Here is a 24,139-nt window from a genome sequence, read left to right as displayed (position 1 = left end):
CCTCCGCAATCTGTTCTTATTTCATTTATCTCTTCCTTTTAACTTTTTAATTCTTCTTTTTGATTTAGCCACCAGTCTATCATTTTCCGTGCGATACTTAGTTTACGTGGAATTTCCGGAAGGTTCTCTTTGGAGTAGAAAGCACCGGCGCTAAGTTCGTCTTTCTGCAGTTTGATTTCTCCGTCTTCGTAATCGGCAATGAAACCTACCATCAATCCGCTGGGATAGGGCCAGGGCTGATTTCCGAAATAAGTGATGTTTTTCACTTTTAATCCCGTTTCTTCCATTACTTCCCGTTGTACACATTGTTCTAGAGTTTCCCCGGGTTCCAGGAATCCGGCTACCAGACCATAGAATGTTCCGCGGAAGTTGCGTGCATGCACCAACAGAATTTCTTTTCCTCGGCGTATCAGTACGATGATAGCGGTAGAGATGGGTGGATACATTTCGTAACCGCAAGAAGGACATTTTTTCATGATAGGCGTTTGCTGTTCGGTAGGCATACCGCATACGGAACAGAAGCGACTGTGCTGGTCCCAATACAATATCTGGTATGCTTTTCCGGCGGCTTTATATTCTTCCAGGGTGATGTATTCATAAGACCCCCGTAGGTTGACCATAATCCATTCTTCTGTTTCTGCAACGAGCTGTTCAATAGCAAATGTATGTACCATTTCATCCGTAGGCAGAAATACTTCGTGGATTGTACTGCCTGCGTCGGTTTTCAATGGTGCTTCTGCACCATAAGGTACACAGTATTTAATTTCTCCTTTTTCTGTTTTTTCCTTTTTCAGCAGCAGTTGGTCTTTAAAGAAGACGAACCACTGCGTAGGGTTTTGATCTAATTCTTTCATTTTCCTTCTTCATTTTTGATGTATACTACGTTTCTGCCTGTTCCGCGCCGGCGTAGGATACCTTCAGTGATAAATGCATTCAACTCGTTCATGGCAGTTCGCTCTCCGCTACCGGTTAGCCTAATGTATTCTCTCCGTGAGACGCAGACATTTTTATCGAGAAATGTGAGCAATGCTTCTTTTTTCTTTTCGATATTGATGTCTCCCTTTGAAGGGCGGGTAGGTGACTGGATACGTTCTAATATCATTTGAGTTCTCATTTTCTTTTTGAACGCCTTGCTAGTGCGCAGACACACATTTTTGAAGACGATTGATTCTGCACGTATCTTTTTCTCCGGTGTGGCTTCTCGCAGGCACTTCAGGGATGTACTAAGGAAGCCGAGTTCTCCTAATTCTACGATATTACCGTCCGATAGTAATTCGCACAATTCGTCCATAATACCCTGTAGAGCTCCTTCCAACAGGGCGTACGGAAGGTGTTGGAGCATAGCTACTTGTTTCAGGAACTCTTTGGTGGTGTATGTCTTTTTGGGATAGATGCGGGCATGTAGCGCTTTTTTTTCTTTTTTCCCTTTCGGATTGGGCGTTTCGTAAAGATCATAATATGCACTCATAAGATTTTGAGTTAAAGGGTTAATGATGTTAGTTTTTTAGGGTGCATAAATATATTCTTGTTCCTTCAGTAATTAAATTCTTTAGTTTCGACGAATTAATATTGCATTCGCATGAATTTATTTGTGCAACAAGTGTAACTCTTTCATGCAATATTTGTATATGTTTCGTGCAACAACTGTTGCATGAAAATATCATATCCTTTGCATGGAAAAAATTTAGTATGCAAAGGTATAAATAATAGTGAAACGATGGAGGGTTTTTAGGAAAAGAATTAATAATTGTGCATGGTGTTGAAAGTGTAGTAGGGGCAAGGCATAAAAAATCCCCCGTTAAAGGACGAGGGAACCTAATGTTTTCACAACGGAATAATCCTTATTGTGATTTGATTTCATTTTAGTTCGACAAAGATAGGAAATAAAAATGATATACCCTAACCCTTTATGAAATATTTTATTGTGTTTTTATATGAGAGGCCTTTGGTAATAAAATATTCTGAATAAAAATAGTTTGTTTTATTCTTCCTATTGAATATTTTTCATACTTTTGTGTAGAAGAACTTTGAAAACGAAATGTTATGAAAAAAATATTGGGGTTAGATTTAGGCTCAAGTAGTATTGGTTGGGCTTTGGTTAATGAAGGAGCGAACGATGAAGAAAAATCCTCTATTATCAAACTTGGTGTGCGGGTAAATCCTTTAACTGTAGATGAAGCACAGAACTTTGAAAAAGGAAAAAGTATTACTACAAACGCAGATAGAACTCTTAAAAGAGGGATGCGCCGTAACTTGCAACGCTATAAACAGCGTCGTGAAGCTCTTGTTGAAGTGCTGAAAAAACATGAATTCATTACAGCTGGGACATTGATGTCGGAACAAGGTAATAAAACAACTTTTGAAACGTATCGTTTAAGAGCAAAAGCTGTGGAAGAAGAGATATCTTTAGAAGAATTTGCACGTGTATTACTAATGATTAATAAAAAACGTGGTTATAAGAGTAGCCGCAAAGCCAAAGGGGATGAGGATGGTGTATTAATTGATGGAATGGACGTGGCTAAAAAGCTTTATGACGAGGACCTGAATCCTGGGGAATTGTGTCTGCAGTTGCTTGAGGCGGGGAAGAAGACACTACCGGATTTTTATCGTTCAGATTTGCAAGATGAGTTTGACAAGATATGGAATTTTCAAAAACAGTTCAATCCCGAATCTTTTTGTGATACTGCAAAGGAAGAAGTAAGAGGGAAGAATAGAACTCAGACTTGGACCATTCTATCAAAGTATTTTGTTTGGACTGAAGGTGATTCTGTGTGGAATAACGAAGAAGCAAGAACGGAAGAACGGATAAAAGAGTATAAACTTGTTGGTATCAAACGGACTACCAAAGGGTATGAACAGAAACTTGAAAACTACCGTTGGCGCGTACAAGCCCTTTCCGAACAGTTGAATCCTGAAATAATAGCTATTGTCTTGCAAGAAATTAACGGACAGATTAGTGCATCAAGTGGTTATCTAGGTGCCATTAGTGATCGTAGTAAAGAACTCTTCTTCAATCATCAGACGGTAGGTCAGTCTCTGATGTCTGAATTAGATAAAAATCCTAATGGTAGTTTGCGCAATAAGGTCTTTTATCGACAAGACTATTTAGATGAATTTAATACGATATGGGAGAAACAGAGCTTGTATCACAAGGAGCTGACTGTTGAACTAAAAAAAGAAATTCGCGATATCATTATCTTCTATCAACGTCGTTTGAAAAGTCAAAAAGGACTGATTAGTACCTGTGAGTTTGAACAACGGGAAATTATAGTGGAAAAGGATGGAAAAAGAAAAACTAAAATTATAGGTTGCAAAGTGATCCCCCGTTCACATCCATTGTTCCAGGAATTCAAAATATGGCAGACGTTGAACGACGTAGAAGTTTATGTGGCAGATAGAAGAACTAAACGGAAGCAAGACAGGAAGTCAACAACATTGTTTAGTGATACGGAAGATATTTTGCTGGTGGAAGGAAAACGATATTTGTATCAGGAAGAGAAAGAACTCTTGGCAAAAGAACTTTTTGTCAGAGAAAACATGAAAAAAGCAGAAGTACTGAAACTGCTATTTGAAGACCCAAAGGAATTGGATTTGAATTTTAAGCAGATTGACGGTAATCGTACAGGTTTTGCCCTTTTTTCGGCATATAGCAAGATGATTGAGAAATATGGCTATGAGTCGGTGAATTTTAAAAACTCAGCTGATGAGATAATTGAGAAGCTTCAAATCATATTTGCTGATTTAGGATGGAATACGGAATTGTTCTCTATTGATTTGAGCAAGGATGACAAAGAGCTTGAAAAACAACCTTATTTCAGACTTTGGCACTTGTTGTATTCTTTTGAAGGTGATAATACCCCCACCGGAAATGGCAAGTTAATTGAGGCATTGATGAGGCTTTGCAGCGTGGAAAAAGAATATGCCTCAGTGCTTGCAAATGTATCGTTTCAAGAGGACTATGGAAGCTTGAGCGCAAAGGCTATAAAAAAATATTACCTTATTTGAAAGAGGGTAATCAATATGATGTTGCCTGTGAATATGCAGGATATCGACATTCCAAATCTTCGTTAACCAGAGAAGAAATAGATAATAAGGTGTTGAAAAATAGGTTGGAAATCCTTCCTAAGAATAGTTTGCGCAATCCTGTTGTTGAGAAGATTTTGAATCAGATGGTTAATGTAGTCAATGCAGTTATTGATACTTATGGTAAACCCGATGAGATTCGTGTAGAATTGGCTCGAGAACTGAAGAAAGGTGCTAAAGAAAGAGAAGAACTGGCAAAGTCTATTGCTCAAAATACTCGCGAACATGAGGCTATCCGCCAATTGCTGCAAACGGAATTTGGCATGATGCATGTCACTCGCAATGATATTATTCGTTATAAGCTTTATGAAGAGTTGAAGGATAACGGATATAAAACTTTGTATTCAGACCAATACATCCCGAGAGAAAAGGTCTTCAGTAAAGAGATTGACATAGAACATATCATTCCTCAAGCTCGACTTTTTGATGATTCCTTGTCCAATAAAACATTAGAGTATAGAGCTGTCAACATAGAGAAAGGTAATAAAACGGCTTATGATTTTGTAAAGGAAAAATATGGCAATGATGGTTTACGACGATATCTTAATCATTGTGAAGCATTATTTAAGGACAAGAAGACTAAGCTGAAGAAATTAAAAATGGAAGATCAGGACATTCCTGATGGTTTCATTGATCGTGACTTGCGGAACACACAATACATTGCTAAGAAAGCTCTGTCAATGTTGAGTGAAATTTCCCGTCGTGTAGTAGCTACTACTGGTTCTATAACTGATGAATTACGGAAAGATTGGCAATTAGTGGATATCATGAAGGAACTGAATCTGCCGAAATACGAAGCATTGGGTTTCGTTGAAACTTTTAAGGATAAAGACGGGAGAATTATAAAAAAAATCAAGGATTGGAGTAAAAGGAACGACCATCGGCATCATGCTATGGATGCGTTGACAGTGGCCTTTACCAAAGATGTTTTTATTCAGTATTTTAATAATAAAAATGCTTTTTGGATGTCAGGCTCTAAAGAACATGCCAACATAACAGCAATAAAGAATAAATATTTTGAGAAAGGGAAAGCACTTGCACCCATACCATTGGAACTGTTCCGTACGGAAGCGAAGCATCATTTGGAAAATATACTGGTTTCCATCAAGGCAAAGAATAAAGTCGTTACTAACAATATAAATCGTACAAAGAAAAAAAATGGTGAAAATCTGAAGTTGCAACAAACTCCACGGGGACAGTTGCATTTGGAAAGCATATACGGTAGTTATCGGCAGTGTATCATAAGAGATGAAAAAGTAAATGCTTCTTTTGATGCCAGTAAGATTGCCAATGTAAGTAAGTCTGCTTACCGGAATGCTTTACTAAAACGTTTGGAAGCTTATGATAATGATCCAAAGAAAGCGTTTACCGGTAAAAACTCTCTGGATAAGAATCCTGTTTATCTGGATGAAAATAAAATGGAGAAAGTTCCGGATAGGGTAAAAATCGTAGAATTTGAAACTGTATATACTATACGTAAGCCCATTGATCCCAAATTGAGTATAGATAAAGTAGTGGATGCCAGGATACGTACACTTTTGAAAAAACGGCTTGAAGAATATGGAGGAGATGCTCAAAGAGCTTTTTCTAATATTGAGGAGAATCCGATATGGTTGAATAAAGAAAAAGGAATATCCGTAAAACGCGTTGCGATTAGAGGTATCAGTAATGCGCAGGCTTTACATGATAAAAAAGATAAGGATGGTAATCCTATTTTAGATAAAGAAGGTAAAGGTATTCCTACAGATTTTGTGAATACCAGTAATAATCACCATGTAGCTATTTATAGAAAACCGGTTGTGGACAAAATGGGGCAGGTTATACTTGATGAGAATGGTAGTCCGAGGTATGAACTTGGTGAGGATGTGATATCTTTCTTTGAAGCAGTAGCGCGAGTTAATCTTCGACAACCAGTTGTAGATAAGGATTATAAGCGAAGTGAAGGATGGCAGTTCCTTTTCAGTATGAAGCAGAATGAGTATTTTGTATTTCCTAATGAAAAAACGGGATTTAATCCCAAAGAAATAGATTTGCTAAATCCTGAAAATTATGCATTGATAAGTCCTAATTTATTTAGGGTACAAAAGATTGGTTTGAATGATTATACTTTCAGGCATCATTTGGAGACAAGCATACAAAATAATTCAAATGAATTGAAATTCATTACTTGGATAAGATGCGGAAAAAATGGCATAAATGGTGTAATTAAAGTTCGGGTAAATCATATTGGACAAATTGTTTCTATGGGAGAGTATTGATATGAGTGGTATTAAACTTTCTCAAGATCAAAACGGAAGATGGCAAAAGACGAAAGATTCAAACAGTAAATATAAATAGGTTTTTTCGTATTGTTTAATCTATTCATTTTCCTAAAGTAGAGCCTTTTTAAGTTGTGGCTGGCACAAGTAATAGGGTATAAATGCATACTAGAAATTGAAAATCTAGAACTAGTCCAAGAAGGTTATATTTCTCTTGATAATTTTTATTGGATGTTGATAGACAAAAATACGTTGCAACCGCCTTTTTACGCAAATAATGAATAAATAATTTTTAAAGTCTGCATACTATGATTAAGAAAACATTTTATTTCGGAAATCCTGTTTATCTATCTTTGAAGAATGCTCAGTTAGTGATTAAACTGCCGGAGATTGTTAAAAATAACACTTTGCCTGAAGGGTTTAAACAAACATCTGAGGTGACTAAGCCCATAGAAGATATTGGAGTAGTGGTATTGGATAATAAACAGATAACTGTCACTTCAGGGGTCTTGGAAACTTTGCTTGAAAATAATTGTGCAATCATAACATGTGACAGTAAAAGTATGCCAGTTGGTTTGATGCTTCCTTTGTATGGAAACACTACGCAGAACGAGAGATTTCGTCAACAACTTGATGCTTCTCTACCATTGACGAAACAGCTATGGCAGCAAACTATAAGAGCTAAAATAGAAAATCAGGCGGTAGTATTAAGTGAATGTGCTGGAGAAGAAATAAAATGCATGAAGGTATGGGCTGCTGATGTGAAAAGTGGAGACCTGGATAATTTGGAGGCTCGTGCTGCCGCCTACTATTGGAAAAATCTGTTTAAGATAGAGGGATTTACAAGAGATAGAGAAGGTATTCCACCTAATAATCTGTTAAATTATGGGTATGCCATCTTGCGTGCAGTTGTTGCCCGTGGATTGGTTATAAGTGGACTGTTGCCAACTTTGGGGATACATCATCATAATCGTTATAATGCTTATTGTTTGGCAGATGATATAATGGAACCATATCGCCCGTACGTGGATAGATTGGTGTATGGTATGGTTAAGAAAGGATTGAATTATACTGAACTGACAAAAGAATTGAAGGCACAGTTACTAACTATTCCTACATTGGAAACTAACATTTCAGGAAAGCGCAGTCCATTGATGGTAGCTGTCGGGCAAACTACAGCTTCTCTATATAAGTGTTTTAGTGGTGAGTTACGTAGAATATTCTATCCAGAGATGTAAATGGACCGATTTAGTGAATATCGCATTATGTGGGTACTTGTACTATTTGATTTGCCTACTGAAACGAAGAAGGATAAGAAGGCATATGTAGATTTTAAAAAGAATCTGCAAAAAGATGGATTTACGATGTTTCAATTTTCTATATATGTTCGTCATTGTGCGAGCAGTGAGAATGCAGAGGTACATATAAAAAGAGTTAAATCGTTTCTACCTGAACATGGAAATGTAGGAATCATGTGTATTACAGACAAACAATTTGGAAATATTGAACTTTTCTATGGAAAAAAAACAATGGATGTGAATACGCCAGGACAACAGTTGGAGTTATTCTGAAAAGAAAATCCCGCTATTTGGCGAGATTTTCTCTTGGAAACTAAGTTCTTTTTTAAATTCTAAATAGTGGTGTAACTATTTGAATATGAACTAATAACTGATAATCAGTTGCTTCTAATGGCTCAAAGATACTAAAATGAAAGCAAATCACAACTAACTTCCTTCCATGAATATACGTCAGCAAGTTGCTTCTAATGGCTCAAAGATACTAAAATGAAAGCAAATCACAACGCCTCCAGCTGCGCCTTCACTTCATCGGTAGTTGCTTCTAATGGCTCAAAGATACTAAAATGAAAGCAAATCACAACACTTTACCGGGCTTCATCCCATCAGAAAACGTTGCTTCTAATGGCTCAAAGATACTAAAATGAAAGCAAATCACAACTACAGACGTTATACATGCGGTCTTTCCACTGTTGCTTCTAATGGCTCAAAGATACTAAAATGAAAGCAAATCACAACTGACCCGTCTACGAACGCCCGTTTACTGTAGTTGCTTCTAATGGCTCAAAGATACTAAAATGAAAGCAAATCACAACCTGCTGACGCTATGCTGGTCGCTCCTGAGAGTTGCTTCTAATGGCTCAAAGATACTAAAATGAAAGCAAATCACAACTGTTGGAACAGTGGAACACCCCACTTAAAGTTGCTTCTAATGGCTCAAAGATACTAAAATGAAAGCAAATCACAACTGCTCTCCAAATCGTCTATTACAAATACCTGTTGCTTCTAATGGCTCAAAGATACTAAAATGAAAGCAAATCACAACCCACTTTTACCCGGTTCGTTGTTGTCTTTTGTTGCTTCTAATGGCTCAAAGATACTAAAATGAAAGCAAATCACAACACACCATCGGTAGGTTCATTCGCATATAGCGTTGCTTCTAATGGCTCAAAGATACTAAGAACTCGCAAAAAAACGGCAAAATTTGGATAAATAAAGTAAGTGTTTGGTATTGAGGAGAGTTAAGCCAAATTCTTCTATACCTTTCCAAATCGCTAAAATGCAGGATAATGAAAGGTTAAGAGAAAGATTTGCTACTTATCCGTTGCCTTTTTTAGCCCCGGATAATCCGGCAAAATAACGCTTGACCACCTGCGGTTTTACCGTTCACCATGCAAAGAACCCTATATTTTGCTCGTAAAGATAACCGTTTTTTTCCGTTTTTCATGGAAATACAGGTTATGTTACCGGCATCCGGGGTTTTATTCTTTGTTCCGCTATAATTTTCATAACTGTAAATAACTCTATATCAAGTAATTTTGCAACATAAAAAAATAGAGTTATGAAACAGACGGATGTAACGGTTACGTTCTACCTCAAAAAGAGCGAAATGAATGACGAGGGACATTGCCCGGTCATGGCGAAACTTGTTGTCGGCAAATTTTCAGAAGCGGCTTTTAGCGCGAAAATGTCCGTACCCGCTGCACTGTGGGCATCCGGACGTGCCACGGGTAAAAGTAACGCCGCGCGGGAAATCAACCGGCAACTGGACGATTTGCGAGCTTCAGCCATTTCCATTTATGCCGAACTGTCAGCCACCCGTGAGAATGTAACGGCTGAAGAAATAAGGAATCTGTTGTTGGGGACGGCTTTCGGGCAGGAAACCCTGTTGGGTTATTTCCGGACGTTCATCGAACATTTCGAAAAACGTGTCGGCGTGAACCGGGAAAAGGGAACAGCGCAATCTTACCGCTATGCTTGTAACTGTGTGGCCGCTTTCATCCAGGAGAAATACAAGTTGTCGGATGTTCCTTTCACGGCCCTGAACCGTTCATTCATCGACAACTATGACCTCTACCTACGCACGGAGCGCCGCTTTGCCCTGGGAACTATCGTGTTGCTTGTCACACGGTTGAACACGATTGTCGGGGAAGCCATCGCGGAAGGGATTATCACTGCCGACCCGTTCGCGGGTTATGAAGCCGAACATCCCGAGCGGGAACAGAAATACCTTACCGCCGTGGAGTTACAACGGCTGATGACCACACCCCTGCACGACCCGAAACTCTACCATATCCGCGACCTGTTCCTCTTCTCCTGCTACACGGGTATCCCTTACGGGGACATGTGCCGCCTGACGACGGAGGATCTGGAAGTGGCCGAGGACGGTGAGGTATGGATCAAGACCGCCCGCAAGAAGACGAAAATCGACTATGAAGTGCCGTTGCTCGACATACCGTTGCTCATCCTCGACAAGTACCGGGATATGGCCCCGGAAGGAAAACTGCTGCCGATGTACAGCAACAACGAACTCAACCGGACGCTGAAACGTATTGCCGCCATTTGCGGAATTGAACGGAAGCTCGTCTTTCACTGCGGACGCCATACCTACGCCACCGAGATCACGCTTTCGCATGGTGTCCCGCTTGAAACCGTCAGTAAAATGCTGGGGCATAGCCGCATTTCCACGACGCAGATTTACGCCAAAGTGACCGATGACAAGATCGACATGGATACCCGGTCTTTAGAGGAAAAGATTGCCGGTCGCTTCTCCGTAGCTATTTAATCTATCATTGACAATCAAATTCACAACGATTATGGAACCGAATAATAAAGAGATAAAACGTCGCAGCACGTTCTCCCTGCTGTTCTACATCAACCGCACGAAAGTCCGCAAGGACGGAACATGTAAATTGTTATGCAAGGTAAGCATCGATGCCAAGTCGGCCCCGATCAATATCAACGCGTTTGTCGATCCATCGCTCTGGAATCCGGAAACCAAAAGGGCGAACGGACGAAGCGAGAACGCCCGAACGGTAAACCTGGCAATAGAGAAACTGACCGAAAAAATCACCGGACATTACCGCCATATTCGTAAAAGCCTCGGTTTCGTGACGGCCGAGCTGGTCAAAAACGCCGTGGAAGGAATCGGGCAGAAACCGTTCACCCTCCTTGCCTTGTTCCGCGAGCATAACGAGGAGTTCCGCAAGCGTGTCGGCGTGGATCGCAAGGAAGAAACCTATGAAAGTTACGAGAACTCCTATAATATTTTAGCCTCCTTCGTGAAAAAAAGGAAGGAAAAGGAGGATGTAGCGTTGCGGAGCCTTGACCGGGAGTTCTACGATGATTTTGAAATATTCCTGCGTACAGATCGTGAAATGAAACCCAAGACAGTACACGAGCATCTTTACCGGTTGAAGAAAATGACCAAGCGGGCTGTCAGTCAGGGTACACTCCGGCGCGACCCTTACGGGAAGCTGCACCCGGAACTGCCCCAGCGCAAGAGCCGCCATTTGAAACTCGAAGACCTCAAAAAACTGATGGAAACTCCCGTCGATAAACCCAACCTCCAGCGGGTGCGGGACTGGTTTCTCTTCGCTACCTTCACGGGGTTGTCCTACGCCGACCTGAAACGCTTGTCCGAAAAAGACATCACGCAGTCGGACGACGGAACGTACTGGATACACATCCGGCGCCAGAAGACCGAAACGCCCTCGGCCATCCGCCTGCTGAACGTGCCGTTGCAGATCATCGAGAAATACCGCCACGAGCGTAAAAGCGACAGGATTTTCAACCTCTATTGCCGGGGGTATCTCATCAAGCTCACCAGAGAACTGGGACGGACATACGGCTTCGACATGACCTTTCACAAGGCGAGGCACAATTTCGGGACACATATCACGCTCTCGTTGGGTGTGCCTATCGAAACTGTCAGCCGCATGATGGGACACAAGAGCATTTCCACCACGCAGATTTACGCCAAAGTGACCGACCGCAAGGTGGACGAGGACATGAAACGTCTGAAAGAACAGACCAAAGGCCGGAAAATAAATCTCTACGAGGAGGACGAACCGGAAACGGCAGATATTATAACGGTAAACGGTTGAACAGTATAACAAAAATTGATAAATTTGTATGACTATGACGACAAGAGAACCTATCAGCATTGAAAACGGGCGGGTGGAAATCCACACGCCGGAGAACCGTGTATGGCTCACGCGCCACCAGATTGCCGACCTGTTCGGAGTCTTCGTTCCTGCCGTGGGGAGCAACATCCGCTCCATACTCAAAAGCGGCATACTCCGTGAGGAGCGGGTTTACCGCCGGGAGCGCAACCGTGACGGCGGTATTGTCGAGCTGTATTCGCTCGAAATGATCGCCGCGCTGGCTTTCCGCTTAAAATCCGGGAATGCAGAAGCCTTCCGACGGTGGCTTGTCCGAAGGGCCACGACGACCGCTGTCGTCTGGCAGCTCCCCGGCATGAACACGATATTGAATTGAAAAAGAAGAACGGCCAACGTTTTGGCCGTTCTTCTTTTATACCCATTCCTGTCCCCCGATACATTTCTTCCGGGAATCTTCCAGGAGTTTCTGTATCTCGGATTCCATGTATAGTACCTTGCCCTGAATCAAATAATAGGGAATGATTCGCGCCGTGCGGTATTCCTGCAATGTACGCCTGCTGATTTTCAGCAGCCGGGACAATTCCTCGTCGGTGACGAACCGCTCTCCCTTGAGTGTCCGGCCTCCGGAGGATTCCAGTTTATCCAGTGCCTTGCCGGCCTTTTCCAAACGCCGGAAGAGATCCGCCACACGCGGATCGTGCTTGTCGATGAAATAATGGCTCATAACGCGGCGGTATTAGGATAGTGCGACGATTGCAGCAGCTTCCCGACATCTTCCGGTTTGTAGAAGATTTTGTGACGGATGCGGCTGAAAGGCAGCAACCCTTTCTCCCGGTAGGTTTGCAGGGTACGTTTCGATATACCCAGCACGTCACAGACATCCTGGTTGTCCAGCCATTTTTTCAAACTCACGTCCTCTTGCCTGCGGCATAACGCCTCGGCTTTTCTTTCAATGGCTTCCACGTGCCCTGCCAGCGCGTCGAAAGCCTTCACGTCCATACTTATTATTTCCATGTTCTGTTTCATTTTTTGTTTCCCGGATGCCCAAAAGTACACAAATGGACAGTATCTTGTTATCAGCCAGTGGCATATGGACGTATCCGTCTTCAAAGTGGCAGCGAGTGGCGCCACGTCCGGCGGAAACGATCCTCCGCCGATACGGGATCGGCACGCTCCGATACGCCAATCGCCCGTGAAAGGAAATGTTCGCGGGCGATTTATCATTCCATGCAGGGTGAGCCGTGAACCGACTTTCTCGAGCGTTCACGGCATATCGTTTTCTCCCCGTTTCTCTCCCATAACCTTTTCCTCTCTTTTTTTCATGCCGCGGAGCGCGGTATGGAAATCTGTTGTCAGTAGCAAAGGTAGTTACGGGGCTCACGCTGCTGCAAGATCGGGCCGCGGGGCGGTTTGCCGCAAAATCTTCCTCTTTCCCTGCGGGCGAGCGTATTTTCCGACAAAATCTTGCAGCAGCTATCCCCGACACCTTTTGATGCTACCGAAACAGATTCCATCCATACCGGCTCCGCTACGGCATAAAAAAAAAGTCAAAGGTTATGAGAAACGAAGAGAAAAATAAATGGAAACAGAAATCCTCCAACCTTCCACTTGGCATAAAGGCAAAGGTCGGGTTGGCGGTAAAGGTCGGGGCGGTGGCTTTGGGCTTCCACGTGTGGGGTATCGACTTTATTTGGGTCGTTTTGGGCTTCACGTTCTGTTATGACATCCTGCGGGGCATTTTCTCCTGCCTTGTTTCTCTCGTGGCTCTAACCGGCTTTTTCTATTTCCTATTCACTCACATCTTCTAAATTTTTACAGGTATGACAAAGTACATTTCATTATTCGGAGCGACTACCACGGACACACGGGTGCAGGTAGTCAAGGAAAACCAGGTAATCATCGGTATCGGTGCGGGTGCGAGCAGAAAGCGTTACGTCGTTTACAAGGTGGAACACACCGCCCGTGGCTACGTGTACCACATGGTCGATACCGAAACAAAGGAAATCAGCCAAACGGACATTCTGCGACCCCTCTCGCAAACATTCGGTATCGGCAGGTACTACGACGACGTGAACCCCGAGTTCATGGACGCTTTCGAGGTGGCTTTGCTCGTGGGGCAGGCGGAAGAGCAAGCCACGGCGCAGGCCATCGCCGCCGCCAAAGAGAAAGCCGAGCATGACCGCATAGCGGAAATAGGAGCGCAGAGGTTACGCCGCATCATGCCCGAAGGGGTGCAGGGCGTAATCATCGCCGAACTCAACGAAACGGAATACACTGACCCCTCTTACGAGTGTTCGACCACCCGAAGCGTGCGTACCGTCATTCTCGGCTTTTCGGCCACCTCCCGCAACGGCTTCGGGGAGTTGAGAAAGGCGGCGGCCAATTTCCCGCAAACGGCGCACCTCTCCGAATACGACCCCAAGAACGAACACCGCTATCCCGTTTTCACGCTCGGCAAAAGTCCGAAATACGGGTGGAGTGTCTGCAAACTGACCCACTACACACGTGAAGGGTACATCGACAGGCTGGCATATATCGCAGGAAACGAGGAGAATATATGTCTGCCCGAGCCGAAAGACGAAAAACGGGCGGAACGCACTGAAACGAGCGTGCAAGGCGGGTTTATCATCGTGGACTATTCCGAGAAGGCGATAGCCGTATTCGGGGACACCAAGCCCGTCAAGGACGCCCTTCACGCACTCGGGGGACGCTTCAACGCACGGCTGACGCATGACGGGCAGAAGAGAGCGGGATGGATTTTCCAAAAGACCAAAGAGGACGAGGTGCGGCGGCTTCTCGGAAAGGACGAATAAATGTTGAACACGGGGCGGCTCGCCGCCCCACAATACCAAAAAATCATGGCACAAGGAACAGATTATTTCAAACTGACGATACAGAACTATCTCGACGCACGGGCACGGGAGGACGAACTTTTCGCACCCCGATACGCCAACCCGAAAAAGAACATTGACGATTGCTGCACTTTCATCATCAACCAAGTACGGCAGAGCGGTTGCAACGGGTTTGCCGACGAGGAAATATACTCTATGGCACTCCACTATTACGACGAGGAGGACATCGACATCGGCAAACCCGTCAGTTGCAAGGTAGTGGTCAATCACACCGTTGAACTGACCGAGGAGGAAAAAGCCGAGGCACGGCGGAACGCCATACGGAAGGCCGAGAGCGAAGCCTACGCCAAGTTGGCGAAAGCCAAGTCCAAACCCAAGAAAATCGAAGATAACAAACTAATGCCCAGTCTATTTTAGTTATGAAACCGAGAACAAAATTCCAACAGAGCGTTGTGGCGGCAAGCAAACACCTGCCGCCGCTTACCCCCGCACAAATCGAATGGGGGTACAAGAACTGCATCGAGCATATCGGACGCCGCACGCCGAAAGGACTTATCACCTGCACCGAGTGCGGCCACACGTGGCAGAGCGAAAACGGAGAACTCACGGACAATCTGTTAGGGTGCGAGTGTCCGCACTGCCACACCACGCTGAAAGTGGAAACCACCCTGCGCCGCAAGTTCAACGATTACGAGTATTTGTGCATCGTAACCCGCTGCAAGGGTTTTCAAGTCCTGCGCTTCGTCTATATCGAGTGTTGGGCGAAAGTGGGACAGACACCCGTTTACACCCATATCGAAGCCGTACAGCGGTGGATTGCCCCCGACGGACGCTCCGCAACCTTCGCACGGCTGCGCCCGATGGGCTTCTTCGTTCACGGGTGGAGTTGGTCGAGCGCATTGGAACTGCGGGCGGAGAACGACGGGAAATACAACATCACGCCCACACGCATCTATCCCCGGCAACGGCTTATCCCCGAACTGCGCCGAAGCGGTTACGGCAAACAACTCCCCGATGTAACCCCTTTCGACCTTATCCACCTGCTGCTCTCGGAGAACAAGGCCGAAACGCTGCTTAAAGCGGGACAAACGGCACTCGTGCGATTTTTCGCCCGTTCCTCCCGCAATATCGCCGACTATTGGCCGGCCATCCGTATCGCCATCCGTAACGGGTACGCTATCGGGAAACCGACGGAATGGTGCGACTACATCGACCTGCTGCGATTTTTCGGGAAAGACCTGCATAACGCCCATTTCGTGTGTCCCGCAGACCTGCCCGCAGCGCATGACCTCTACATGGCTAAAAAACGGCGACACATGCAAATGGAACGGCGGCAGGAGGAACGGCGCAAGGCGTTGGAACAGGAAGCCTCGTTTGTCAAAGCCAAAGGACGGTTTTTCGGAGTGGAGTTTTCCGACGGGGAAATCCGCATCAAGGTATTGGACAGCGTTGAAGCCATACGGCAGGAGGGCGAGGCCATGCACCACTGCGTGTTTACCAACGAATACTATCTGAAAGCCGACTCGCTCATACTCTCGGCCACAATCGACGGCAAACGTATCGAAACGATAGAGGTGTCCCTAAAACGCATGGAGGTCGTGCAGAGCCGTGGCGTGTGTAACAAGAATACCCCATACCACGGGCAAATACTGAAACTGATGAAGGGGAACATGTCCCTTATACGGAAACGAATGACAGCATAAAAATCGGGGCGGCGAAAGCCGCCCGCAAAAACAAAATAGAATGAACCAAATAGCATATAAATTCGTGTCGTGGGACGTTCCCGCACTCGAAAGCCTTGCAGGCTCAAAAGCGTACATATTACGCAAACGGCTCAATGACGGGGGAACGCTCACCCGTGAGGAGAAAGACTGGATTACCCGTGAGGTAAACCATAACACCTATTTCAAGGACTCCATTCTGCTTTTAGGGTATCGTTTCAACTTTGTCGATGTACTGAAAACATTCGTGGTAAAGCAGTACGGGCATTACACGGAATATAAGGGCGTGGACAAGACGAGCATACGCTCCATGTTGTACGGCAGAGTGGAAAGGATTGTCGAATTATAAAATCGGGGCGGCGAAAGCCGCCCTACAAAAAAACATAACAATGAAAATCATCTATAAAAGCTACATGGCACGCCCGCTCAAACCCTTCGGGGAGTGGGATTGGGAAGTTCGGGAAGCAGTCAAGACGGCCCTTGCGCTCGTCGAGGGGAAAAACGGGTTCAAAACCCATTCCGAGATATGGCGAAGGTGCAACCTCGTCATTACCGTGGGACACAACATCTACACCACGAGTATCGAGATACGACCACCCGAGCAGGACGTGATACGCCGCAGGAGCAACTGGCATAACGGCTACGCCTACTACTGCAACGGCGTGTTCTGGGCGAACATGAGCAGGGTTAGAGTGGAACTTGTCTGATTAAAAAATTTCGGGGCGGCAAAAGCCGCCCGTAAAAAGCGAGAATATGAAAACGAATGAAGTAAACAAGGAAATCTCCTATGAAACGCTGCTCGTAACCTTCGGCGAGGGTATCGGGCGGCTCAACACCATGTTCGACGACCCGCAGGTGTGGGGCGTTGCCACGCTGAAGCAGTGGATCGACGGGTATGAAACTACGCGCTTCACCGAAATCGACGACCGAACGGCGGTTATCACATCCGAATACAACATGGACAGCGTGAAGGAATGGCTGCAAAAGAACACACCGATTATCAACCTGGAAAAACGATAAAATCATGCGCAAGTACAAATTATTCATCGGCTACCGGCTGCTGGGAGAGTTTTCCGGTATATGGGAAGCCAAAAATTTCGCCGCTGAAAGCGGCATGAGCGGAATTTTCTCGCTCGTGGGAGAAAATTACCGGGACAGTTGGTACGAACCAAAAAAACAGGACAAGAATGGAAACAAAGATTAAAGACATCACGGGAGCGGAAATAACCGTTACCGACTTAAAAGAGGCGGTACGCCAATGCCGGGAGTGCCTCGCAAGTCCCTACCTGATGCCCTCGGGGCATACCGTGGGGGAAAACCATGCCTACATGTTGCGGCAACTGCTCGCCCTGCAAAGGCGGAAACGGGAACACGGCAGGCAACGGCCGTGAAAATACGACGCGAAAAAAATCGGACGATAACAACCGTCCGATTTTTTTGTTTCCCGTCAATCGACCGCCGTATGGTCGCCCAGCTTCCCGTGCAGTTCACGCCCGATATGTCCGGCAATGCCACGGGGAGAAATTTCAGAGATTGAACCCCACCCGCCATGCGTGTATATGCACGTCTTGAGCGGTTCGGTACGGGAAAGGTAGAACAGATAGCCGTTGCGGAGCAGGATGCCCACAAACACCGAGCCGACCTCGATGTCGGCGATCTCGTCAAAACGTATCTTCCCGTCATTGTATAATACTGCCGTGCCATCCGCATCGGGAATGACGAACAGATCGTCTTCCATGACAATCCCGTGCAACTCGATTAGCGACCCCAGGCATTCACTCGCCGATACCCGGTCGTAATCACCCTTTACCTCATTTGTCGATTTCGTTTCCATATCGCTTTTCTTTAGGTTCAGACAAATACCATACGAAAAAGGCGTGAGAATACGTTAAATACCGGCATTGAGGTACAGCCAAGCACCCATCCACTCGATAGATAATTTCTCCCCACGCCGCTATCGCATACGCTTGACGCATATAGACACGACGATGAAGAAGAGAACTACCCATTATTTTGCGAGCGGATTAAAATTTGGCTGTTTTCAATGCCCCACCATAATGTGTTCCTTCCGTATGTAAATCGCCCGGCGGCACGCCGCCGGAGGATTCGATTGCAAATATAACGATTTCATCCGGGTATCGGCGACAACACGTGCGATTTTTAACAACCTTCCTGCCAAAGAACTACCCGCCGTCCTACAATTTCGGCCCCCGGGCGGGTTTGCGGGGCGCGACCTTCGGCTGCGCCTTCTTCTCCCTGGGCGGTTCGACGATCCGCAGTTTGAGTTTCTCCGTCTTACGGTCGTAACGCACCTCGCAGCAGTCAATCTCACCCGCAACCGACGTCCACACGTTGTTCACACGCACCGCGCCGCCCGAGTAGAGGGTCTTGTATTGTTCGTATTCGAGCGGCTGCCGCAATTTCGCGTCCACCTGACGGTGGAACGAATAGATATTACGTCCCTTCGCTATCTCGTCGGGAACGTAAACCCGCAACTCGGGATGGGCGGCCTCGGCATAGAGGCACAGATCCGCCGTGCGAAGCTCCCTCGGAACCCACTGGATCATCCTCGGGTCGCCCCGCACGGCCGTATCGGCCACGAGCGGCGTGATGGCCGTGCTGGGAATGTCGTACAGCACCCCCGCATCCTTGCGAACGGCCTCCAACGCCACCTCCTCCGTTACAAGCCGGCGGTTCAGGTGCAGGATACTCATCAACCGGTGTATCTTCTGCGGGTCGTCCTGCTCGCGGAACACCTGCAAGACCAGGGCGGGGTCGCTCAACGCGCTGATAACCGAGAAATCGGTTTTGTCCTTCCCGTAGGTACGCTCGAAAGCCTCCCGGCTCATCTCCGGCGTCCTGGCTTCGCGGGGGACGCCTTTCAGGTTTTGCGGGTTCTCCCGCACCAGGCTCATGTATAGATCCGGGCTTTTCATGCTCTCGGGCAGGTGGGCGATGGCATAGGGACTGCGCCGTATGGCCTCCATGCACAACTCCGGCGTTTTCCACTTCTCGGGGACATATTGCAGGTAGCTCCCGTCGTGCCCGACGGCCCGGCGGCACATCTCCTCGTTCTTGGCGTGGTCGGGAAGGTTGTAGAACAGCTCCGGCTCCAGGGCGAAGATCTCCCGGGCCACCCTCGGCGTGAGGAACCAGGGGTTCATGTTCTCCAAAAAATCGAAGGTCTTATCGTAATTCGTGCAATAGAACCCCAACACTTTCAGGTGTATCTCCTCGAAGGGGATATAGCGGAGGACACGCAGGTCGTCGGTACGGGCCAACGCCCGGTTGCAGACCTCCGGCGTGAGCTGTTCGGGGTTGAAAAAGCGGATGGCCAGGGGATCGCGCTCCAGCGCCATCCCGCACAGACGGTCGGTTTTCAGATGTTTCGGAACGTACTCCAGTGCCAGGTAGTTCGAGGACACGGCGGCCTCGCAGACCCGTTCCGTGCGTAATTCCTCCGGCACTTCATGGAGCAGGATGCCGTCCCCGCTGACGGCACGCAGGCAGACTGCCTCCGTGCGCAGTTCCACCGGCACGAGCGAAAGGCAGGACGCGTCCATCCCCACGCCGTGAAGGGCCAGTTCCCCGGTCATGACCTCCGGGGCAATGGAGGCGAAAATCTCGAACTTGTCCACGAACGACATCCCGAATTTTTTCAGCCCTTCCAGGCATATATCGGGATACGGAATGTAAGGGAGTATCTTGTAATCGGCACTGTCCACCGCTTTCAACGCCGCACGGCATATTTGCGGCGTCCTCAATTCCCCGGGGACGGCCTCCAGCACCAGACCGTTGCGCTTCACGGCCGTCATGCACAGTTCGGGGGTCTTCAACCCCTCCGGAACGTAATACAGCGCGTAGCTGTTGCTATCGACGGCGGCACGGCACATTTTCGGTGTCTTCAGACGGTCAGGGACGAATTTCAGTGTTTCGCCCCGGTGGCCGGCCGCGGCAAGACAAAGTTCCGGCGTTTTCATCGCTTCGGGAACGAACTCGATGTTGAAAGCCGATTTCTTGATGGCGAAACGGCAGACTTCCGCCGTTTTCCGATCCTCGGGCAGCGTCTCGAAAAGGTTCTCGCGCCACGGGTTCTCGTACACCCCCGTATCGAGATAGGCTATATCTATTCTCTCTTGCTCTGTCATGGTTTTCAGTATTTATGGAAAGCGCCCGGGTGACGGGCGCTTCTCTTGGTTAGACATATTCCGTTATCGTTCCGTTTCCTCCGTCCCGTTCTCGCTCTGGAACGTGAAGGAGGTCTTCACGACCTGACCCGTGTTGTCCTCGACATAGACGTCGATGGTCTGCTGGTCATCGCTGCGCGATGTGTAATAGAGGCGGAACACCTCACGGTCGAGCGGATAGCGGTCGTTGGGCAGGAACACCGTACCGTCGTCCATCCTCAACTCACCGCGCCCGTCGGGCTGGAAATAGCGGATCGTGTAACGCGCGCCGTCATATCTCCCCTCCCGCACGAGCGTGCAGCGGATTTCAGCGGTTTCACCAACGGAGATTCGCTTCTGAACGGGCATCGTTTCCAGAGAGAACGTGTACGCCTGCTGTATATCCAGCCCGTTGTCGCAGGATGCGCATAAAAGACCCAGGGCGGCGATCCAGACCGCCAGGGCCAATATCTTTTTCATCTTTTTCATGTCGCTTGCAAGTTTAATGGATTATGAATTTCACGCCCAGGCCGAACTGCGCGTGGAAATGTCCCGTTGTAGTGCCCCATAGGATACGCTCACGCCCCGTCAGCGAGAGGATAATCCTGTCGGTCAGGTACGCATCGACCTCCAGCGTGACGGCCCCGCCATAGAGGAAACGGTCGCGGTGGCGGAGCGTAGAGCCGTCATAGAGCCGCCTCTCGCCCCGGTTCACGCTCTCGTAACCGGCCAGCGCCGAGCCGCCGAGGTAGAAGAAAAAAGTCCTGGACGGGTCGGCGAGGAACTTGTAATAGTAACCTCCCTCGGCCGTGAACTGCGCCACAGGGATACGTTCCGACTTGTAGGGGTAATAACGGTTCAGGAACTCCGCGCCGAACACCCACTTATCGGCATTTTTCGCGTAGCGGCTCATGGCCAGCCCGAACCAGTAGCCCGTTTCGCTGCGGCTGTCCCGGGTATAGAAGCCGTCGGCCATGCCTCCCCGTATTTCCAGCCCGCGCATGGCGGGCAGGGCACGCTGGGCGTGCGCCCCGTCCGAAAGGAGGAGGCATAACCCCAGCGTGAGAATGAATATCGCCCGTTTCATATCACTTTACCTTTAACTCGTTGATAACACGTGCGCGCACCAGGTCGGCATTCTCCACCGTGAAAGTCTGGTGTCGCCCGCCCTGCTGCTCGTGCAGTTCCACGACCAGCTGCTTGTCGTCGGCCAGCGTGAACTTCGGGAGCGTGAAGACCATGCGCTCGGTACGCTTGCCGCCGATGACCTGCACGTTGTTGTACGCACGCACGGGCCATACGACCTGCTCCTGGATGGCCGTGCGTTTGGCCACCTTCTTGTCCGTAATCTTGAACGTCAGGTAGTCCACGTTGAAAGGCACGTTGGAGGAGTTTTTCAGTTGGAGGTGGAAATAAAGCAGGTCGTTATGCACGTAGATACCTTTGAGGAGGTATTGTACCCCGAAACGCTTGCAACCGATATGCTTGATCTCGCGGCGGTCATTCTTGTAAATGGACTGCATGATCAGTTTGACCAGCAGCGGAGATTCGCATCCCAACTCCTGCAAATAGATGTCCAGCGCATTATTGGGGCGGTTTACCGCCTCCCCGCCATGCAGGAAGTCCGCCATCTCGACCGACAGTTTCACCGGCTCGTCGGCATACTTGACATTGAAGCTGTAATAGGCCCCGTCCTCGGTAATGACCGAAAGGTTGCTCTCGCGCGAGAAATCACGCAGGGCCGCCTTTACACGCAGCACGTTTTCCGTGCCGTCGGCTTTCGCCGCCAGAAGATCCGAAGACCCCAGATCGACGTAACGGATGGCCGAGGGGAAAATCACATGAACGGTCTTGCTGAACGTCACCTCCAGCGCGTAGGGCGGGATAACCCGGTTGAAGGTCAGCGGACGGGTAAGACCGTCGTACAAATCGCCCGTGGAGGGCTTTTCCTGCGCGTGGGCAGCGAACATGCACCCGATAAAAGCGAGTGCCAGAAGAATCTTTTTCATACTCGATAATTTTTTGATTGTTGATAAAAATGGATTTTTTCAGTGGTGTACGGAAGTACGTCGTTTGTACCCTTATTGAAGGGGCGGGAGCAGCAGGACGCTGTAACCGGCCTTGAGCGTGACCTTGACCGAGCGCATCTTCTTGCTCACGTATTGCGACACGCCCTGGATGGCGCTGCGCCCCAGGTCGGAGAGCAGTTGCGAACCGGCATCGTCCGTGATCGTGATACTGCTGCCCATGCCCGCACCCATATTGGCGGCGATCTCCTTCACGGCATTGAGTTCTTCCGACCCCGGCACGGGAATACCCTCGTTGCCGTTCGTGTCATAGACCGACAGATCGACCGGAACGACCGCCCCGCCGTGCTGGACAGCGCTGACCTTGACCGTCAGCCGTTCGCCGTTGATCCTCGCCGCCCCCGTTACGGGCGTACCCGAGGGGATGAGCAGCTCTCCCGCCATCATCGGTTCCAGCAGCCGGAAAGTAACCTCCCCGCCATCGGTGAGCGTCACGGTTTGCTGCACGGCGGCACGGATACTGTTGCGCTCGGGCTCGCGAAGGTCGCTCCCCACCGTGTTGAAACCCCAGTTCCGGGGCTTGACGAACTCACGGGCGAAGACCGAATCGGGCAGCGGGGCGGCAAGCAGCGACACGATGTTACGGCGCACCTGGCGCACGGGCTGCACGGAAGCCTTGCCGGAAACGGAGGCTTTCTGACGCGGGGCTTCAGGGGCCTGACCGCCATTCATGTAGCGGGCGGCGATCTCGTAGGACTTCTCCAGCAGCGCCACCTGCTCCTCCTGGGCCGTTTTCTGCGCCTGCTGTTCTTCCAGGCGGCGTTCCAGTTCCTCGATGCGGGCCTGCATCTCGCGCTCTTCCCCCGTTTCACCGGCGGTCTCCTCGTAGAAACTGCCTAACTGGCGGTTGATGTCGGCATAGGCGGCACGGGAAGTCCGGAAAGCTCCCGACGAACCGCCGGCAGGGCCGGAAGACTTATCCGGCACGGCAGCGGGCATGACGGGCTCTTCCTCCTCGTCCTCCATCCCGAACGCGAAATCCTGCAAGGAGCGCATCTTTTCCCGCTCCCTGCGCCGCATCTCCTCCTGCACGTAGGCATCACGCTTGTCCGAGAGGATACCCTCCGATTCCGGGGTCGGCAGCTCCGTGTTGAAACCCGCCGAAGGCTCCTCCCGTTCTTTTTCGCCGGGGGAGAAGATCAGCCACATGCACCCGGCAAAGGCCAGGAAAAAGAGCGGGAAGACCACCATCTTCTTCCGCATCTGTATCTGCCGGGGCGTGAGTTCCTTTTTCCCCGCCTCCGGCTGTTTATTCTGTTTTTCGTTCGTCGTCATAATTGAAATCTTTTAGATGTTTTACACTGTCGGCCTCCTGCCGTTGTCTTAATTCCAGCTCCAGCCGCTCGATATGCCGTATCTGCATCCGTTCCCCGGCTCCCTTGCCGAAGCGGTAGATGGAAGACACGGTAAAGTAGAGCGACAAGACGGAAAAGAACAAGAGCAGCGTGAGGATCACGATAATCCGCTTATCGGGCGAGAGCGCCCCGCAAGCGCGGCGCAGGTGGTCTTCGACCCACTCCCCGAAAGCCTTTATTCTCTTCTTTGCCATAGCC

The 24,139-nt window shown here is 48.2% G+C and carries 25 protein-coding genes, 1 pseudogene and 1 CRISPR repeat array; of the genes and pseudogenes, 15 read left to right on the top strand and 11 right to left on the bottom strand.

What is annotated here, in order from left to right; all coding sequences use genetic code 11:
* Positions 1–38: 38 nt before the first annotated feature.
* The gene (gene nudC, locus HMPREF9447_RS23140; protein ID WP_009132170.1) at positions 39–854 is read right to left on the bottom strand and encodes an NAD(+) diphosphatase; all 816 of its coding nucleotides are present in this window, start codon (positions 852–854) and stop codon (positions 39–41) included.
* Complete coding sequence (locus HMPREF9447_RS23135) at positions 851–1,468, bottom strand: HU family DNA-binding protein (protein ID WP_009132169.1); 618 nt, start codon at positions 1,466–1,468, stop codon at positions 851–853. The genes nudC and HMPREF9447_RS23135 overlap by 4 nt, the downstream gene beginning before the upstream one ends.
* 575 nt (positions 1,469–2,043) lie before the next feature.
* On the opposite strand from HMPREF9447_RS23135, the pseudogene cas9 reads away from it, so the two are divergent.
* The 6 genes and pseudogenes from cas9 to HMPREF9447_RS23105 all read left to right on the top strand — a co-directional run bounded on the left by cas9 (position 2,044) and on the right by HMPREF9447_RS23105 (position 12,136).
* A pseudogene (gene cas9, locus HMPREF9447_RS29350) lies at positions 2,044–6,341 on the top strand (type II CRISPR RNA-guided endonuclease Cas9).
* Positions 6,342–6,649: 308 nt separating this feature from the next.
* Complete coding sequence (gene cas1, locus HMPREF9447_RS23125; RefSeq protein ID WP_009132166.1) at positions 6,650–7,579, top strand: type II CRISPR-associated endonuclease Cas1; 930 nt, start codon at positions 6,650–6,652, stop codon at positions 7,577–7,579.
* Positions 7,580–7,912 (top strand): CRISPR-associated endonuclease Cas2, encoded by a 333-nt coding sequence (gene cas2 / locus HMPREF9447_RS23120; protein WP_009132165.1) that lies wholly within the window; start codon positions 7,580–7,582, stop codon positions 7,910–7,912. It abuts the gene before it with no gap.
* Between the two features lie 107 nt (positions 7,913–8,019).
* Positions 8,020–8,758: direct repeats of the CRISPR family, unit length 47 nt; unit sequence GTTGCTTCTAATGGCTCAAAGATACTAAAATGAAAGCAAATCACAAC.
* A gap of 439 nt (positions 8,759–9,197) precedes the next feature.
* Positions 9,198–10,421 (top strand): site-specific integrase, encoded by a 1,224-nt coding sequence (locus tag HMPREF9447_RS23115; RefSeq protein WP_007568640.1) that lies wholly within the window; start codon positions 9,198–9,200, stop codon positions 10,419–10,421.
* A gap of 31 nt (positions 10,422–10,452) precedes the next feature.
* Complete coding sequence (locus HMPREF9447_RS23110; RefSeq protein ID WP_009132164.1) at positions 10,453–11,742, top strand: site-specific integrase; 1,290 nt, start codon at positions 10,453–10,455, stop codon at positions 11,740–11,742.
* A 28-nt stretch (positions 11,743–11,770) separates the two neighbouring features.
* Positions 11,771–12,136: a hypothetical protein gene (locus HMPREF9447_RS23105; RefSeq protein WP_007559043.1), complete on the top strand. Its 366-nt coding sequence runs from the start codon at positions 11,771–11,773 to the stop codon at positions 12,134–12,136.
* A gap of 36 nt (positions 12,137–12,172) precedes the next feature.
* Here HMPREF9447_RS23105 and HMPREF9447_RS23100 read toward each other — a convergent pair whose 3' ends face one another.
* Both HMPREF9447_RS23100 and HMPREF9447_RS23095 read right to left on the bottom strand, forming a co-directional pair.
* Positions 12,173–12,484: a helix-turn-helix domain-containing protein gene (locus tag HMPREF9447_RS23100; RefSeq protein WP_007662685.1), complete on the bottom strand. Its 312-nt coding sequence runs from the start codon at positions 12,482–12,484 to the stop codon at positions 12,173–12,175.
* Complete coding sequence (locus HMPREF9447_RS23095; protein WP_004319131.1) at positions 12,481–12,774, bottom strand: helix-turn-helix domain-containing protein; 294 nt, start codon at positions 12,772–12,774, stop codon at positions 12,481–12,483. The genes HMPREF9447_RS23100 and HMPREF9447_RS23095 overlap by 4 nt, the downstream gene beginning before the upstream one ends.
* A gap of 542 nt (positions 12,775–13,316) precedes the next feature.
* Between HMPREF9447_RS23095 and HMPREF9447_RS23090 the strand changes: the two genes are divergently transcribed.
* From HMPREF9447_RS23090 to HMPREF9447_RS23050, 9 genes are read left to right on the top strand one after another with little or no spacing between them, the layout of a single operon-like run.
* Positions 13,317–13,568: a hypothetical protein gene (locus HMPREF9447_RS23090; protein WP_004303766.1), complete on the top strand. Its 252-nt coding sequence runs from the start codon at positions 13,317–13,319 to the stop codon at positions 13,566–13,568.
* Between the two features lie 12 nt (positions 13,569–13,580).
* Positions 13,581–14,573 carry a hypothetical protein gene (locus tag HMPREF9447_RS23085; RefSeq protein WP_007559037.1) on the top strand — a complete coding sequence of 331 codons (993 nt, stop codon included), beginning with the start codon at positions 13,581–13,583 and terminating at the stop codon, positions 14,571–14,573.
* 45 nt (positions 14,574–14,618) lie between these two features.
* Entirely contained in the window at positions 14,619–15,029 is a 411-nt protein-coding gene (locus tag HMPREF9447_RS23080; RefSeq protein ID WP_009132163.1) for a PcfK-like family protein, read from the top strand.
* A 2-nt stretch (positions 15,030–15,031) separates the two neighbouring features.
* Positions 15,032–16,315, top strand: a complete 1,284-nt coding sequence (locus HMPREF9447_RS23075; protein WP_009132162.1) for a PcfJ domain-containing protein — start codon at positions 15,032–15,034, stop codon at positions 16,313–16,315.
* Between the two features lie 40 nt (positions 16,316–16,355).
* Positions 16,356–16,682: a hypothetical protein gene (locus HMPREF9447_RS23070; RefSeq protein ID WP_007559031.1), complete on the top strand. Its 327-nt coding sequence runs from the start codon at positions 16,356–16,358 to the stop codon at positions 16,680–16,682.
* Positions 16,683–16,722: 40 nt separating this feature from the next.
* Positions 16,723–17,040 (top strand): hypothetical protein, encoded by a 318-nt coding sequence (locus HMPREF9447_RS23065; RefSeq protein WP_004295436.1) that lies wholly within the window; start codon positions 16,723–16,725, stop codon positions 17,038–17,040.
* A 46-nt stretch (positions 17,041–17,086) separates the two neighbouring features.
* Complete coding sequence (locus HMPREF9447_RS23060) at positions 17,087–17,353, top strand: DUF6956 domain-containing protein (RefSeq protein WP_004295438.1); 267 nt, start codon at positions 17,087–17,089, stop codon at positions 17,351–17,353.
* Positions 17,354–17,357: 4 nt separating this feature from the next.
* A complete protein-coding gene (locus HMPREF9447_RS23055; RefSeq protein ID WP_004295439.1) occupies positions 17,358–17,537 on the top strand; it encodes a hypothetical protein in 180 nt (59 codons plus the stop codon).
* On the top strand, positions 17,521–17,724 hold the full coding sequence (locus tag HMPREF9447_RS23050; protein WP_004295440.1) for a hypothetical protein: 204 nt from the start codon (positions 17,521–17,523) through the stop codon (positions 17,722–17,724). The genes HMPREF9447_RS23055 and HMPREF9447_RS23050 overlap by 17 nt, the downstream gene beginning before the upstream one ends.
* A 56-nt stretch (positions 17,725–17,780) precedes the next feature.
* Here HMPREF9447_RS23050 and HMPREF9447_RS23045 read toward each other — a convergent pair whose 3' ends face one another.
* The 7 genes from HMPREF9447_RS23045 to HMPREF9447_RS23015 form a co-directional block, all read right to left on the bottom strand.
* Complete coding sequence (locus HMPREF9447_RS23045; protein ID WP_004295441.1) at positions 17,781–18,167, bottom strand: hypothetical protein; 387 nt, start codon at positions 18,165–18,167, stop codon at positions 17,781–17,783.
* A gap of 361 nt (positions 18,168–18,528) precedes the next feature.
* Positions 18,529–20,481, bottom strand: coding sequence for a DUF4116 domain-containing protein (locus HMPREF9447_RS23040; RefSeq protein WP_009132161.1), 1,953 nt, complete (start codon positions 20,479–20,481; stop codon positions 18,529–18,531).
* Between the two features lie 63 nt (positions 20,482–20,544).
* Entirely contained in the window at positions 20,545–20,988 is a 444-nt protein-coding gene (locus HMPREF9447_RS23035; RefSeq protein WP_004295445.1) for a DUF3872 domain-containing protein, read from the bottom strand.
* 13 nt (positions 20,989–21,001) lie between these two features.
* Positions 21,002–21,586: a conjugal transfer protein TraO gene (locus HMPREF9447_RS23030; protein WP_004319140.1), complete on the bottom strand. Its 585-nt coding sequence runs from the start codon at positions 21,584–21,586 to the stop codon at positions 21,002–21,004.
* 1 nt (position 21,587) lies between these two features.
* Positions 21,588–22,508 carry a conjugative transposon protein TraN gene (gene traN, locus HMPREF9447_RS23025; RefSeq protein ID WP_004295447.1) on the bottom strand — a complete coding sequence of 307 codons (921 nt, stop codon included), beginning with the start codon at positions 22,506–22,508 and terminating at the stop codon, positions 21,588–21,590.
* 72 nt (positions 22,509–22,580) lie between these two features.
* Positions 22,581–23,861 (bottom strand): conjugative transposon protein TraM, encoded by a 1,281-nt coding sequence (gene traM, locus HMPREF9447_RS23020; RefSeq protein ID WP_009132160.1) that lies wholly within the window; start codon positions 23,859–23,861, stop codon positions 22,581–22,583.
* On the bottom strand, positions 23,836–24,135 hold the full coding sequence (locus HMPREF9447_RS23015) for a TraL conjugative transposon family protein (protein ID WP_004295449.1): 300 nt from the start codon (positions 24,133–24,135) through the stop codon (positions 23,836–23,838). Before HMPREF9447_RS23015 ends, traM begins: the two co-directional genes overlap by 26 nt.
* Between the last annotated feature and the right edge of the window lie 4 nt (positions 24,136–24,139).

It is taken from the genome of Bacteroides oleiciplenus YIT 12058 (genome assembly GCF_000315485.1).
In the GTDB taxonomy this organism is placed as follows: Bacteria; Bacteroidota; Bacteroidia; order Bacteroidales; family Bacteroidaceae; genus Bacteroides; species Bacteroides oleiciplenus.
The sequence above is the reverse complement of the archived record's forward strand: the minus strand, read 5'-3'. Positions and strand labels throughout refer to the sequence as shown.